This is a genomic window from Streptomyces lateritius, assembly GCF_014649715.1.
Taxonomy (GTDB): Bacteria; Actinomycetota; Actinomycetes; order Streptomycetales; family Streptomycetaceae; genus Streptomyces; species Streptomyces lateritius.
The window spans coordinates 77,727-91,896 of the sequence record NZ_BMTO01000008.1 but is presented as its reverse complement, the minus strand read 5'-3'; the positions used below and the strand labels follow the sequence as shown (position 1 = coordinate 91,896).

Sequence of the window (14,170 nt, the reverse complement as noted above, 5' to 3'; positions counted from 1 at the left end):
TCGCTACCTCACGAACACGCTCGCCTGGCCCGCCAGGTCCAGGAAGTACTGCGGCGCGAGGCCCAGGACGAGGGTGACCACGACGCCCGCCGTGATGGTGGCCGCCGTGAAGGCCGAGGGCACGGCGACCGTGGGGCCGTCCGCCTTCGGCTCGCTGAAGAACATCAGCACGATCACCCGGATGTAGAAGAACGCGGCGATCGCCGACGAGACGACACCGACGACGACCAGCGCCCCCGCGCCACCCTCCGCCGCCGCCTTGAAGACGGCGAACTTCCCCGAGAACCCGGAGGTGAGCGGGATACCGGCGAAGGCGAGCAGGAAGACCGCGAAGACCGCCGCCACCAGCGGCGAACGACGGCCCAGACCGGCCCACTTGGACAGGTGCGTGGCCTCCCCGCCCGCGTCCCGCACCAGCGTGACCACGGCGAAGGCGCCGATCGTCACGAAGGAGTAGGCGCCCAGGTAGAACAGCACCGAGGAGATGCCGGTCGGCGTGGCCGCGATGACACCGGCGAGCAGGAAGCCGGCGTGCGCGATGGAGGAGTACGCGAGGAGCCGCTTGATGTCGGTCTGGGTGATCGCGACGATCGCGCCGCCCAGCATGGTGACGATGGCGACGCCCCACATGACCGGCCGCCAGTCCCACGTGAGGCCCGGCAGCACCACGTACAGCAGGCGCAGCAGCGCGCCGAACGCGGCGACCTTCGTGGCGGCGGCCATGAAGCCGGTGACGGGGGTCGGGGCGCCCTGGTAGACGTCCGGGGTCCACATGTGGAACGGCACGGCGCCGACCTTGAAGAGCAGCCCCATCAGGACCATCGCGAAGCCGATGAGCAGCAGGACGTCGTTGCCCATGGTCTGGGCGAGGGCCGGATCGACGGCGGCGACCGAACCGTCGACGACGTCGGCGATCGTGGCATACGAGACGGAGCCCGCGTAGCCGTAGAGAAGAGCGATGCCGAAGAGCAGGAACGCCGAGGAGAAGGCGCCGAGGAGGAAGTACTTGACCGCGGCCTCCTGCGACATCAGCCGCCTGCGGCGGGCGACGGCGCAGAGCAGGTAGAGCGGGAGGGAGAAGACCTCCAGGGCGATGAAGAGCGTCAGGAGGTCGTTGGCGGCGGGGAAGACCAGCATGCCGGCGACGGCGAACAGTGCCAGCGGGAACACCTCGGTGGTGGTGAACCCGGCCTTGGCCGCCGCCCGTTCCTGTTCGCTGCCGGGGACGGCGGCGGCCTCGGCGGCGAAGGAGTCGACCTTGTGACCGTGGTGGACCGGGTCGAGCCTGCGCTCGGCGAAGGTGAAGACCGCGACGATCGAGGCCAGCAGGATGGTGCCCTGCAGGAAGAGCGCCGGGCCGTCGACGGCGACGGCGCCCATGGCCGCGATGTGGGCCTTGGTGGAGCCGTAGCCGCCGGCGGCGAGGCCGACGATGGCGGCGAAGGCGGCGACGAGGGCCAGGACGGTGAGGAACACCTGGCTGTGGTAGCGGCGCTTGCGGGGCACGAAGGCCTCTACGAGGACGCTGAGGACCGCGGCGCCGACCACGATGAGTACGGGCGAGAGCTGGACGTACTCGATGTGGGGTGCCGGGATCTTGGTCAACGGCTCGGCGGCCGCCGTCCACAGGCTGTGGACAGCTGGCGCGACGGCTGATGCGCTCACTTGGCCGCCTCCACTTCGGGTGCAGGGTCCTTCTGCTGGACGTCGGACATGGTGTGGGTGACCGCCGGGTTGACGATGTCCGTCAGCGGCTTCGGGAACACCCCGAGGAAGATCAACAGGGCGATCAGCGGTGCGACGACGGCCAGTTCCCGCACCCGCAGGTCCGGCATCGCCCGGACCTCCTCCTTCACCGGGCCCGTCATCGTCCGCTGGTACAGGACGAGGGTGTAGAGCGCGGCGAGGACGATGCCGGTGGTGGCGATGATGCCGGCCACCGGGTAGCGGGCGAACGTGCCGACCAGGACCAGGAATTCACTGACGAAGGGCGCGAGGCCCGGCAGCGAGAGGGTGGCCAGACCGCCGATCAGGAACGTGCCGGCGAGCACCGGGGCGACCTTCTGCACACCGCCGTAGTCGGCGATGAGCCGCGAGCCGCGCCGGGAGATCAGGAAGCCGGCCACCAGCATCAGCGCGGCCGTCGAGATCCCGTGGTTGACCATGTAGAGCGTGGCGCCGCTCTGGCCCTGGCTGGTCATCGCGAAGATGCCCATGATGATGAAGCCGAAGTGGGAGATCGAGGCGTACGCGATCAGGCGCTTGATGTCCCGCTGGCCGACCGCGAGCAGTGCGCCGTAGACGATGCTGATCAGGGCGAGGGTGATGATCACCGGGGTCGCCCACTTCGAGGCCTCGGGGAAGAGCCCCAGGCAGAAGCGGAGCATCGCGAAGGTGCCGACCTTGTCGACCACCGCGGTGATGAGGACGGCGACCGGTGCGGTCGCCTCCCCCATCGCGTTCGGCAGCCAGGTGTGCAGCGGCCACAGCGGCGCCTTCACCGCGAAGGCGAAGAAGAAGCCCAGGAAGAGCAGCCGCTCGGTGTTGGTCGCCATCTCCAGCTGCCCGCTCGCCCGCGCCTCGGCGATCTCGGTGAGCGAGAAGTTCCCGGCGACGACGTACAGGCCGATGACGGCGGCCAGCATGATCAGCCCGCCGACCAGGTTGTAGAGCAGGAACTTGACCGCCGCGTAGGAGCGTTGGGCGGCCGCGTTCTCGTCGGAGCCCGCGTGGGCCCGGTCGCCGAAGCCGCCGATGAGGAAGTACATCGGGATGAGCATGGCTTCGAACAGGATGTAGAAGAGGAAGACGTCGGTGGCCTCGAAGGAGAGGATCACCATCGCCTCGACGGCCAGGATCAGGGCGAAGAATCCCTGGGTGGGCCGCCAGCGACTGCTCTTCGTCTCCAGGGGGTCGGCGTCGTGCCAGCCGGCCAGGACGACGAAGGGGATCAGCAGAGCGGTGAGCGCGATCAGCGCCACCCCGATGCCGTCCACGCCCAGTTCGTACCGGACCCCGAAGTCCTTGATCCAGGAGTGGGACTCGACGAACTGGTAGCGGTCGCCACCGGGCTCGAAGCCGACGAGCACGATCGCGGCCAGCGCGAGCGTGACGAGCGAGACGAGCAGCGCCAGCCACTTGGCGGCGGTGCGGCGGGCGGCGGGGACGGCGGCGGTGAGGATCGCGCCGATCGCCGGCACCGCTGCCGTGGCCGTCAGGATGGGGAACCCCGCGTTGACTACTTGGGACATGGCGATCACACCGCCCTCATCAGCAGGGTCGCGGCGATCAGCACCGCCGTACCTCCGAACATGGAGACCGCATACGAGCGGGCGTAGCCGTTCTGCAGCTTGCGCAGCCGGCCGGACAGGCCGCCGACCGAGGCCGCCGTGCCGTTGACCACCCCGTCCACCAGGGTGTGGTCGACGTAGACCAGCGACCGGGTGAGGTGCTCGCCGCCGCGGACCAGGACGATGTGGTTGAAGTCGTCCTGGAGCAGGTCGCGGCGGGCGGCCCGGGTGAGCAGCGAGCCGCGTGGGGCGACCACCGGGACGGGCCTGCGGCCGTACTGGAGGTAGGCGACCGTGACACCGATGACCATGACCGCGACCGTGGCGGAGGTGATGGCCGCGGCGCCGATCGGCGGGTGTCCGTGCTCGAACTTCGTCACCGGCTCCAGCCACTTCACGAACCGGTCGCCGATGCCGAAGAAGGCGCCGGCGCCGACGGATCCGACGGCCAGCAGGATCATCGGGATCGTCATCGACCTCGGGGACTCGTGCGGGTGCGGCATCTCGCCGGGGTGCACCTCGATGCCGGGCTCGACACCGGGCGCCTTGTCCGGGTCGGGCGCCGGCTGCCAGCGCTTCTCGCCGAAGAAGGTCAGGAGCATCACACGCGTCATGTAGTACGCGGTGATGGCCGCGCCCAGGAGGGCGACGCCGCCGAGGATCCAGCCCTCGGTGCCGCCCTTGGCGAACGCCGCCTCGATGATCTTGTCCTTGGAGAAGAAGCCGGACAGGCCCGGGAAGCCGATGATGGCGAGGTAGCCGAGGCCGAAGGTGACGAAGGTGACCGGCATGTACTTCCGCAGGCCGCCGTACTTCCTCATGTCCACCTCGTCGTTCATGCCGTGCATGACCGAACCGGCGCCGAGGAAGAGGCCGGCCTTGAAGAAGCCGTGCGTCACCAGGTGCATGATCGCGAAGGCGTAGCCGATCGGGCCGAGGCCCGCCGCCAGGATCATGTAGCCGATCTGCGACATCGTCGAGCCGGCCAGCGCCTTCTTGATGTCGTCCTTGGCGCAACCGACGATCGCACCGAAGAGGAGCGTGACCGCGCCGACCACGGTGACCGCGAGCTGCGCGTCCGGGGCGGCGTTGAAGATGTCGGCGGAGCGGACGATCAGATAGACACCGGCGGTGACCATGGTGGCCGCGTGGATCAGGGCCGAGACCGGGGTCGGGCCCTCCATCGCGTCACCGAGCCAGGACTGCAGCGGCACCTGGGCCGACTTGCCGCAGGCGGCGAGCAGCAGCATCAGCCCGATCGCCGTCATCATGCCCTCGCTGCTCTCCCCCGTGGACGAGAGCACCGGGCCGAAGGCGAAGGTCCCGAAGGTGGTGAACATCAGCATGATCGCGATCGACAGGCCCATGTCGCCGACCCGGTTGACCAGGAAGGCCTTCTTCGCGGCGGTGGCCGCGCTGGGCTTGTGCTGCCAGAAGCCGATCAGGAGGTACGAGGCGAGGCCCACGCCCTCCCAGCCGAAGTAGAGGAGCAGGTAGTTGTCCGCGAGGACGAGCAGCAGCATCGCCGCGAGGAACAGGTTCAGATAGCCGAAGAAGCGGCGGCGGCGCTCGTCGTGCTCCATGTACCCGATCGAGTACACGTGGATGAGCGTGCCGACACCGGTGATCAGGAGCACGAACGTCATCGACAGCTGGTCGAGCTGGAAGGCGATGTCCGCCTGGAAGCCCTCGACCGGGACCCAGCTGAACAGCCGCTGGTGCAGGGCCCGGTCCTCGGCGCCCTTGCCCACCATGTCGGCGAAGAGCACGGCACCGATGACGAACGAGAGGCCCGCGAGCAGCGTGCCGAGCCAGTGCCCGGTCTTGTCGAGCCGCCGCCCGCCGCACAGCAGGACGGCCGCTCCAAGCAGGGGCGCCGCGACGAGCAGCGCAATCAGGTTATCCACGGGTCAGCCCCTCACAGCTTCATCAGGCTGGCGTCGTCGACCGAGGCCGAGTGGCGGGAACGGAACAGCGACACGATGATCGCGAGCCCGACCACGACCTCCGCGGCGGCGACGACCATCGTGAAGAAGGCGATGATCTGGCCGTCGAGATTGCCGTGCATCCGGGAGAAGGCGACGAACGCGAGGTTGCAGGCGTTGAGCATCAGCTCGACGCACATGAAGACTACGATCGCGTTGCGCCGGATCAGCACCCCGGCCGCGCCGATGGTGAACAACAGGGCGGCGAGATAGAGATAGTTGACGGGATTCACCGGGTGGCCTCCTCTTCGTCCCGGTCCCGGCCGAGCCGCTCCTCGGAGCTCTGCTCGAGGGCCTTGAGGTCGGCCAGCGCCTCGGCGGACACATCACGGATCTGGCCGCGCTTGCGCAGGGTCTGCATCACGGTCAGCTCGGCGGGCGTGCCGTCCGGCAGCAGACCGGCGATGTCCACCGCGTTGTGCCGGGCGTAGACACCGGGCGCCGGCAGCGGCGGCACGTGCGTGCCCTCGCGCACCCGCTGCTCGGCGAGTTCGCGCTGGGTGCGGGCCTTCTCGGTGCGCTCGCGGTGGGTGAGCACCATCGCGCCGACGGCCGCGGTGATCAGCAGCGCGCCGGTGATCTCGAAGGCGAAGACGTACTTGGTGAAGATGAGGGCGGCGATGCCCTCCACGTTCCCGCCGTGGGCGGCGTTGGCCGCGCCGAGTCCGTTGAACTCCGTGAGCGCGGCCTGGCCGATCCCGGCGACGAGCAGGACGCCGAACCCGAGGCCGCAGACCGCGGCCCACCAGCGCTGCCCCTTGATGGTCTCCTTCAGCGAGTCCGCGGCCGTGACACCGACCAGCATGACGACGAAGAGGAAGAGCATCATGATCGCGCCGGTGTAGACGACGATCTGGACGATGCCGAGGAAGTACGCGCCGTTGGCGAGGTAGAAGACCGCCAGGACGATCATCGTGCCGGCCAGGCAGAGCGCGCTGTGGACGGCCTTCTTCATCAGGACCGTGCACAGGGCGCCGATCACCGCGACGGTGCCGAGGACCCAGAACTGGACGGCCTCGCCGGACGAGGTGCTGTACGCCGCGAGGGTCGCGGTCGCGAGGTCGGCGCTCATACGTCCACCTCTTCCGGCTCGCCCTTCTCCCCCTTGGAGGTGGCGACCTGCCGGACCGTGCCGGGCGCGGCCCCGGTGACAAGACCCCGGTAGTAGTCCTGCTCGTCCGTGCCCGGGTGGATGGCGTGCGGGGTATCGACCATGTTGTCCTCCAGGCCCGCGAGGAGCTGCTCCTTGGTGTAGATCAGGTTCTCGCGGGAGGAGTCGGCCAGTTCGAACTCGTTGGTCATCGTCAGCGCCCGCGTCGGGCAGGCCTCGATGCACAGCCCGCACAGGATGCAGCGGGCGTAGTTGATCTGGTAGACCGCGCCGTACCGCTCGCCCGGGGAGTAGCGCTCCTCGTCGGTGTTGTCCGCGCCCTCCACGTAGATGGCGTCCGCCGGGCAGGCCCAGGCGCACAGCTCGCAGCCCACGCACTTCTCGAGGCCGTCCGGGTGGCGGTTGAGCTGGTGCCGGCCGTGGAAGCGCGGCGCCGTCGTCTTCTGCTGCTCCGGGTACTGCTCGGTCAGCCGCTTCTTGAACATGGCCTTGAAGGTCACGCCGAAGCCGGCCACCGGATTCTGGAAATCAGACACCGTCCGTCTCCTTTCCATCACTCTCAGTAGCAGTATCGGCGGCGCCACTGACAACGAGGTCCCGGTCGTGCCGGGGCCGTCGCCGTGGCACCGGCGGCAGGGTCTGTCCGGGCAGCGGCGGTACGGGGAACCCGCCGGCCATCGGGTCGAACGGGGCTTCGGGGCCGGTCTTCTCGGCCTCGCCCTTCGCCCTCTTGTCGCGGAACATGTCCGCGATGAAGGAGAGCAGCAGCACGGCGAGGACCGCCCCGGCGACGTAGAGCACGATCGTCTGGAAGTCGTAGTTCGCGTTCCGCAGCGCGCGGACGGTGGCGACCAGCATCAGCCAGACCACGGAGACCGGGATGAGGACCTTCCAGCCGAGCTTCATCAGCTGGTCGTAGCGGACGCGGGGCAGCGTGCCGCGCAGCCAGATGAAGAAGAACAGCAGCAGCTGCACCTTGAGGACGAACCAGAGCATCGGCCACCAGCCGTGGTTCGCGCCCTCCCAGAAGGTGGAGACCGGGTACGGGGCCCGCCAGCCGCCGAGGAAGAGCGTCACCGACACGGCCGAGACCGTCACCATGTTCACGTACTCGGCGAGCATGAACATCGCGAACTTGATGGAGGAGTACTCCGTGTTGAAGCCGCCGACGAGGTCGCCCTCGGACTCCGGCATGTCGAACGGGGCGCGGTTGGTCTCGCCGACCATCGTGACCACGTAGATGATGAAGGAGACCGGCAGCAGGACGATGAACCAGCGGTCCGCCTGTGCCTCGACGATCGCCGAGGTCGACATCGACCCGGAGTAGAGGAAGACGGAGGCGAACGCGGCGCCCATGGCGATCTCGTAGGAGATCATCTGCGCGCAGGAGCGCAGCCCGCCCAGGAGCGGGTAGGTGGAGCCGGAGGACCATCCGGCGAGCACGATGCCGTAGATCCCGACGGACGCGATGGCCAACACGTACAGCATGGCGATCGGCAGGTCGGTCAGCTGCATCGTGGTGCGGTGGCCGAAGATCGACACCTCGTTGCCGGCCGGGCCGAAGGGGATCACGGCGATGGCCATGAACGCCGGGGCCGCGGCGATGATCGGCGCGAGGATGTAGACCACCTTGTCGGCCCGCTTGACGACGACGTCCTCCTTCAGCATCAGCTTGATGCCGTCCGCGAGGGACTGGAGGAGGCCCCAGGGGCCGTGCCGGTTGGGACCGATGCGCAGCTGCATCCAGGCGACGACCTTGCGCTCCCACACGATGGAGAAGAGCACGGTGATCATCAGGAAGGCGAAGCAGAAGACGGCCTTGATCGCGACGAGCCACCAGGGGTCCGTGCCGAACATGGACAGGTCTTCAGCGGCGAGCAGCGTGGTCATGCCTCCACCTCCGTCGAAGCCGCGGGACCGATACGGACCAGGTCGCCCGGGTGGGCGCCGGTGTCGGAGAGGACGCCGCCGCCCGCCGAGTTCAGCGGGACCCAGACCACGCGGTCGGGCATCTCGGTGACCTGGAGCGGGAAGCGGACGGAGCCCGCGGGGCCGGTCACGGCGAGGACGTCGCCGTCCTTCACCCCGGTCTCGGCCGCGGTGGCGGCCGAGAGGTGCGCCAGGGCGGCGTGGCGGGTGCCGGCCAGGGCGGGGTCGCCCTCCTGGAGCTTGCCGAGGTCCAGCAGGAGCCGGTGTCCGGCGAGGACGGCCTCGCCCTCGGCGGGGCGCGGCGCGGCCTGCGCCGGCTCGACGGGCTCGGAGGCCCGCTCGCCGGTCCAGCCGCCGAGCCGGTCCATCTCCCGTCGTACGGACTTCAGGTCCGGCAGCGCCAGATGCGCGTCCAGGGCGTCGGCGAGCATGTGGAGCACGCGGGCGTCCGTCGGCGCGAGCGGCCGGGTCATCTGCTCGGGCTTGAGCGCCGCCTCGAAGAGCCTGGCCCTGCCCTCCCAGTTGAGGAAGGTGCCGGCCTTCTCGGCGACCGCGGCGACCGGGAGGACCACGTCGGCCCGTGCGGTGACCTCGCTCGGCCGCAGCTCCAGGGAGACCACGAAGGCCGCGTCGAGGGCTTCACGCGCGCGTGCCGGGTCGGGCAGGTCGCGGACCTCGACGCCGCCGACGACCAGCGCGCCCAGTTCGCCGGTGGCTGCGGCCTCGACGATCTGGCCCGTGTCGCGGCCGTAGCCGTGCGGGAGTCCGCGTACGCCCCAGGCGGTCGCGACCTCCTCACGGGCGCGGGGGTCGGTCACGGGGCGCCCGCCGGGCAGCAGCGTCGGGATGGCGCCGGCCTCCAGCGCGCCTCGCTCGCCCGCCCGGCGCGGGATCCACACCAGGGTCGCGCCGGTCGCCGTCGCGGCCCGCACGGCGGCGGTGAGTCCGCCGGGCACGGCGGCCAGGCGCTCGCCGACCACGATGACCGAGCCGCCCTGCCGCAGCGCCTCGGCCGCGGCCGTGCCGGTCTCGTCGAGGCCGACGCGGGAGGTGAGGGCGTCCAGCCACTCGGTCTCGGTGCCGGGCGCGGCCGGCAGCAGCGTCCCGCCCGCCTTCACCAGACCGCGGGTGGCGTGCGAGGCGAGCGCGTACGTCCTCTGGCCCTTCTTGCGCCAGGCCTTGCGCAACCGCAGGAAGACGCCGGGCGCCTCCTCCTCGGACTCGAGCCCGACGAGCAGCACGGCCGGGGCGGCCTCCAGCGAGGTGTACGTGGTCCCGCTGCCGTCCAGGTCCCGTCCGCGCCCCGCCACGGAGGAGGCCAGGAAGTCGGCCTCCTCGCCGGAGTGGACGCGGGCCCGGAAGTCGACGTCGTGGGTGTCGAGGGCGACCCGGGCGAACTTGGCGTACGCGTAGGAGTCCTCGACGGTCAGCCTGCCGCCGGGCAGGACGCCGGTGCGGCCGCGCACGAGGCCGCGGGCCGCCGCCTCCAGCGCCTCGGGCCAGGAGGCGGGCTCCAGCTCACCCGTCTCGGGGTTCCGGACGAGCGGGGTGGTCAGCCGGTCGCGCTGCTGCGCGTACCGGAAGCCGAACCGCCCCTTGTCGCACATCCACTCCTCGTTGACCTCCGGGTCCTCGGCGGCGAGCCGCCGCATGACCTTGCCGCGCCGGTGGTCGGTGCGCGTCGCGCAGCCGCCCGCGCAGTGCTCGCAGACGCTCGGCGAGGACACCAGGTCGAAGGGGCGGGAGCGGAAGCGGTACGCCGCCGAGGTCAGCGCGCCGACCGGGCAGATCTGAATGGTGTTGCCGGAGAAGTACGACTCGAAGGGGTCGCCCTCGCCGGTGCCGACCTGCTGGAGCGCGCCGCGCTCGATCAGTTCGATCATCGGGTCGCCGGCGACCTGGTTGGAGAAGCGGGTGCAGCGGGCGCAGAGCACGCACCGCTCGCGGTCGAGCAGCACCTGGGTGGAGATCGGCACCGGCTTCTCGTAGGTCCGCTTGACTCCCTCGAAGCGGGACTCCGACCGGCCGTGGGACATCGCCTGGTTCTGCAGCGGGCACTCGCCGCCCTTGTCGCAGACCGGGCAGTCCAGCGGGTGGTTGATGAGCAGCAGCTCCATCACGCCGTGCTGGGCCTTCTCGGCGACCGGGCTGGTCAGCTGCGACTTCACCACCATGCCGTCGGTGCAGGTGATGGTGCAGGAGGCCATCGGCTTGCGCTGGCCCTCGACCTCGACGATGCACTGGCGGCAGGCGCCGGCCGGGTCGAGGAGCGGGTGGTCGCAGAAGCGCGGGATCTCGATGCCGAGCTGTTCGGCGGCGCGGATGACGAGGGTCCCCTTGGGGACGGAGATCTCGGCGCCGTCGATGGTCAGCGTGACCGTGTCCTCGCCGGCGGCCTTGGGCGGGCGGGCGGCTTCGCCGCCGGCCGGGTTCGACGTGGTCACCGTCATGCCGTCACCTCCTTGTGGTTGTCCGCCCAGGCGGTCGACTTGGCCGGGTCGAAGGGGCAGCCCCGGCCGGTGATGTGCTGCTCGTACTCCTCGCGGAAGTACTTCAGCGAGGAGAAGATCGGGGAGGCGGCGCCGTCACCGAGCGCGCAGAAGGACTTGCCGTTGATGTTGTCGGCGATGTCGTTCAGCTTGTCGAGGTCGGACATGGTGCCCTTGCCGGCCTCGATGTCGCGGAGCAACTGGACCAGCCAGTACGTGCCCTCGCGGCACGGTGTGCACTTGCCGCAGGACTCGTGGGCGTAGAACTCGGTCCACCGGGTCACGGCCCGCACCACACAGGTCGTCTCGTCGAAGCACTGGAGCGCCTTGGTGCCGAGCATCGAGCCGGCCGCGCCCACGCCCTCGTAGTCGAGCGGCACGTCGAGGTGCTCGTCGGTGAACATCGGGGTGGAGGAGCCGCCCGGCGTCCAGAACTTCAGCCGGTGGCCCGCGCGCATGCCGCCGCTCATGTCGAGGAGCTGGCGCAGCGTGATCCCGAGCGGGGCCTCGTACTGGCCGGGCGAGGTGACGTGCCCGCTGAGCGAGTACAGCGTGAAGCCGGGGGACTTCTCGCTGCCCATGGACTTGAACCAGTCCTTGCCCCGGTTGAGGATCGCGGGAACGGAGGCGATGGACTCGACGTTGTTCACCACGGTGGGGCAGGCGTACAGACCGGCGACCGCGGGGAAGGGGGGACGCAGCCGGGGCTGGCCGCGCCGTCCTTCGAGCGAGTCGAGCAGGGCGGTCTCCTCGCCGCAGATGTACGCGCCGGCGCCCGCGTGCACGGTGAGTTCGAGGTCGAGTCCGGTGCCGAGGATGTCCTTGCCGAGGTAGCCGGCCTCGTAGGCCTCGCGGACGGCCTCGTGCAGCCGGCGCAGGACGGGGACGACCTCGCCGCGCAGATAGATGAAGGCGTGGTTCGAGCGGATCGCGTAGCAGGCGATCACGATGCCCTCGATGAGCGAGTGCGGGTTGGCGAAGAGGAGCGGGATGTCCTTGCAGGTGCCGGGCTCGGACTCGTCGGCGTTGACGACGAGGTAGTGCGGCTTGCCGTCGCCCTGCGGGATGAACTGCCACTTCATCCCGGTGGGGAAGCCGGCGCCGCCGCGGCCGCGGAGTCCGGAGTCCTTGACGTACGCGATGAGGTCGTCGGGCGACATCGCGAGGGCCTTCCGCAGCCCTTCGTACCCGTCGTGCCGCCGGTACGTCTCCAGCGTCCAGGAGTGCGGCTGGTCCCAGAACGCGGAGAGGACCGGGGCGAGCAGTTTCTCGGGGCTGCTGTTGCTGAGCTCGGGTGCCAAGGTCATCACTCCCCCTCCCCACCGGCTGCTTCGCCGCGCGGGTGGCCGATCTTGTGGTGCGACGTCTCGCCCTTGGCCAGGCGCAGTCCGACGAGTGAGGCCGGGCCGGCCCCTCCGGTGGCCTCGACGGCCCCCTCGCGCTCGTCGGGGAAGCCGGCCAGGATCCGGGCCGTCTCCTTGTACGTGCACAGGGGCGCGCCCCGGGTCGGCTCGACCGGGCGGCCGGCCCGCAGGTCGTCGACGATCTTCTTGGCGGACTCGGGGGTCTGGTTGTCGAAGAACTCCCAGTTGACCATCACCACGGGGGCGAAGTCGCAGGCCGCGTTGCACTCGATGTGCTCCAGCGTGACCTTGCCGTCGGCCGTGGTCTCGGCGTTGCCGACACCGAGGTGGGCCTTCAGCTCCTCGAAGATGGCGTCGCCGCCCATCACCGCGCAGAGCGTGTTGGTGCACACCCCGACCTGGTAGTCGCCGGACGGCTTGCGCCGGTACATCGTGTAGAAGGTGGCCACCGCGGTGACCTCGGCGGTGGTGAGGCCGAGGAGGTCCGCGCAGAACCTCATGCCGGTGCGGGTGACGTATCCGTCCTCCGCCTGCACGAGGTGCAGCATCGGCAGGAGCGCGGAGCGGGACCCCGGGTAGCGGGCGATGATCTCCTTGGCGTCCGCCTCCAGCCGGGCGCGCACCTCGGCCGGGTAGTCGGGGGCGGGGAGCTGGGGCATCCCGAGACTCGTCTGTCCGTCCGTCATCGGTCGACGCCTCCCATCACGGGGTCGATGGACGCGACGGCGACGATGACGTCGGCCACCTGGCCGCCCTCGCACATCGCCGCCATGGCCTGCAGGTTGGTGAAGGACGGGTCGCGGTAGTGGACCCGGTAGGGGCGGGTGCCGCCGTCGCTGACGACGTGCACGCCGAGTTCGCCCTTGGGGGACTCGACGGCCGCGTAGGCCTGGCCGGCCGGGACGCGGAAACCTTCGGTCACCAGCTTGAAGTGGTGGATCAGGGCCTCCATGGAGGTGCCCATGATCTTCTTGATGTGGTCGAGGGAGTTGCCGAGTCCGTCCGGGCCGAGCGCGAGCTGCGCGGGCCAGGCGATCTTCTTGTCGCCGACCATGACCGGGCCCGGCTCCAGCCGGTCCAGGCACTGCTCGACGATCCTGAGGGACTGGCGCATCTCCTCCAGGCGGATGAGGAACCGTCCGTAGGAGTCGCAGCTGTCGGCGATCGGGACGTCGAACTCGAAGGTCTCGTAGCCGCAGTACGGGTCGGTCTTGCGCAGGTCGTGCGGGAGGCCCGCCGAGCGCAGGATCGGTCCGGTGGCGCCGAGCGCCATGCAGCCGGCGAGGTCGAGGTAGCCGACGTCCTGCATGCGGGCCTTGAAGATGGGGTTGCCGGTGGCGAGCTTGTCGTACTCCGGCAGGTTCTTCTTCATGGTCTTCACGAACTCGCGCACGGCGTCGACGGCGCCGGGCGGGAGGTCCTGGGCGAGGCCGCCGGGGCGGATGAACGCGTGGTTCATACGAAGGCCGGTGATCAGCTCGTACAGGTCCAGGATCATCTCGCGGTCCCGGAAGCCGTAGATCATGATCGTGGTCGCGCCGAGCTCCATGCCGCCGGTGGCGATGCACACCAGGTGGGAGGAGAGCCGGTTGAGCTCCATCAGCAGGACGCGGATGAGGGTGGCCCGGTCGGGGACCTGGTCGGTGATGCCGAGCAGCTTCTCGACGCCCAGGCAGTACGCCGTCTCGTTGTAGAACGAGGTGAGGTAGTCCATGCGCGTGACGAACGTGGTGCCCTGCGTCCAGGTCCGGTACTCGAGGTTCTTCTCGATGCCGGTGTGGAGGTAGCCGATGCCGCAGCGGGCCTCGGTGACGGTCTCGCCGTCGATCTCCAGGATGAGCCGGAGCACGCCGTGCGTGGACGGGTGCTGGGGGCCCATGTTGACGATGATCCGCTCGTCGTCGGCCTTGGCGGCGGACTGGACGACCTCCTCCCAGTCGCCGCCGGTGACGGTGTAGACGGTGCCTTCCGTGGTCTCCCGGGGGGAGGCGTCATCCAAGGG

Annotated in this window: 11 protein-coding genes; all 11 read right to left on the bottom strand. The window is 70.0% G+C overall.

Features of this window, described 5'->3' with window-relative positions; genetic code table 11:
- Nucleotides 1–3: 3 nt before the first annotated feature.
- The 11 genes from nuoN to IE136_RS17595 are packed head-to-tail and all read right to left on the bottom strand — an operon-like array spanning nucleotide 4 to nucleotide 14,167.
- On the bottom strand, nucleotides 4–1,665 hold the full coding sequence (gene nuoN / locus IE136_RS17645) for an NADH-quinone oxidoreductase subunit NuoN (protein WP_189600830.1): 1,662 nt from the start codon (nucleotides 1,663–1,665) through the stop codon (nucleotides 4–6).
- On the bottom strand, nucleotides 1,662–3,251 hold the full coding sequence (locus IE136_RS17640) for an NADH-quinone oxidoreductase subunit M (RefSeq protein ID WP_158994561.1): 1,590 nt from the start codon (nucleotides 3,249–3,251) through the stop codon (nucleotides 1,662–1,664). The genes nuoN and IE136_RS17640 overlap by 4 nt, the downstream gene beginning before the upstream one ends.
- A 5-nt stretch (nucleotides 3,252–3,256) precedes the next feature.
- Complete coding sequence (gene nuoL / locus IE136_RS17635) at nucleotides 3,257–5,197, bottom strand: NADH-quinone oxidoreductase subunit L (RefSeq protein ID WP_158989219.1); 1,941 nt, start codon at nucleotides 5,195–5,197, stop codon at nucleotides 3,257–3,259.
- A gap of 11 nt (nucleotides 5,198–5,208) precedes the next feature.
- The gene (gene nuoK / locus IE136_RS17630; RefSeq protein WP_069927518.1) at nucleotides 5,209–5,508 is read right to left on the bottom strand and encodes an NADH-quinone oxidoreductase subunit NuoK; all 300 of its coding nucleotides are present in this window, start codon (nucleotides 5,506–5,508) and stop codon (nucleotides 5,209–5,211) included.
- Nucleotides 5,505–6,347, bottom strand: coding sequence for an NADH-quinone oxidoreductase subunit J (locus IE136_RS17625; protein ID WP_158989217.1), 843 nt, complete (start codon nucleotides 6,345–6,347; stop codon nucleotides 5,505–5,507). Before IE136_RS17625 ends, nuoK begins: the two co-directional genes overlap by 4 nt.
- Entirely contained in the window at nucleotides 6,344–6,940 is a 597-nt protein-coding gene (gene nuoI, locus IE136_RS17620; protein ID WP_158989215.1) for an NADH-quinone oxidoreductase subunit NuoI, read from the bottom strand. Before nuoI ends, IE136_RS17625 begins: the two co-directional genes overlap by 4 nt.
- Nucleotides 6,915–8,276, bottom strand: a complete 1,362-nt coding sequence (nuoH, locus tag IE136_RS17615; protein ID WP_158989213.1) for an NADH-quinone oxidoreductase subunit NuoH — start codon at nucleotides 8,274–8,276, stop codon at nucleotides 6,915–6,917. Before nuoH ends, nuoI begins: the two co-directional genes overlap by 26 nt.
- Nucleotides 8,273–10,765 (bottom strand): NADH-quinone oxidoreductase subunit G, encoded by a 2,493-nt coding sequence (locus IE136_RS17610; protein ID WP_189600829.1) that lies wholly within the window; start codon nucleotides 10,763–10,765, stop codon nucleotides 8,273–8,275. The genes nuoH and IE136_RS17610 overlap by 4 nt, the downstream gene beginning before the upstream one ends.
- A complete protein-coding gene (gene nuoF, locus IE136_RS17605) occupies nucleotides 10,762–12,111 on the bottom strand; it encodes an NADH-quinone oxidoreductase subunit NuoF (RefSeq protein ID WP_158989209.1) in 1,350 nt (449 codons plus the stop codon). The genes IE136_RS17610 and nuoF overlap by 4 nt, the downstream gene beginning before the upstream one ends.
- A complete protein-coding gene (nuoE, locus tag IE136_RS17600) occupies nucleotides 12,111–12,854 on the bottom strand; it encodes an NADH-quinone oxidoreductase subunit NuoE (protein ID WP_158989207.1) in 744 nt (247 codons plus the stop codon). The genes nuoF and nuoE overlap by 1 nt, the downstream gene beginning before the upstream one ends.
- Nucleotides 12,851–14,167, bottom strand: a complete 1,317-nt coding sequence (locus IE136_RS17595; protein ID WP_189600828.1) for an NADH-quinone oxidoreductase subunit D — start codon at nucleotides 14,165–14,167, stop codon at nucleotides 12,851–12,853. Before IE136_RS17595 ends, nuoE begins: the two co-directional genes overlap by 4 nt.
- Between the last annotated feature and the right edge of the window lie 3 nt (nucleotides 14,168–14,170).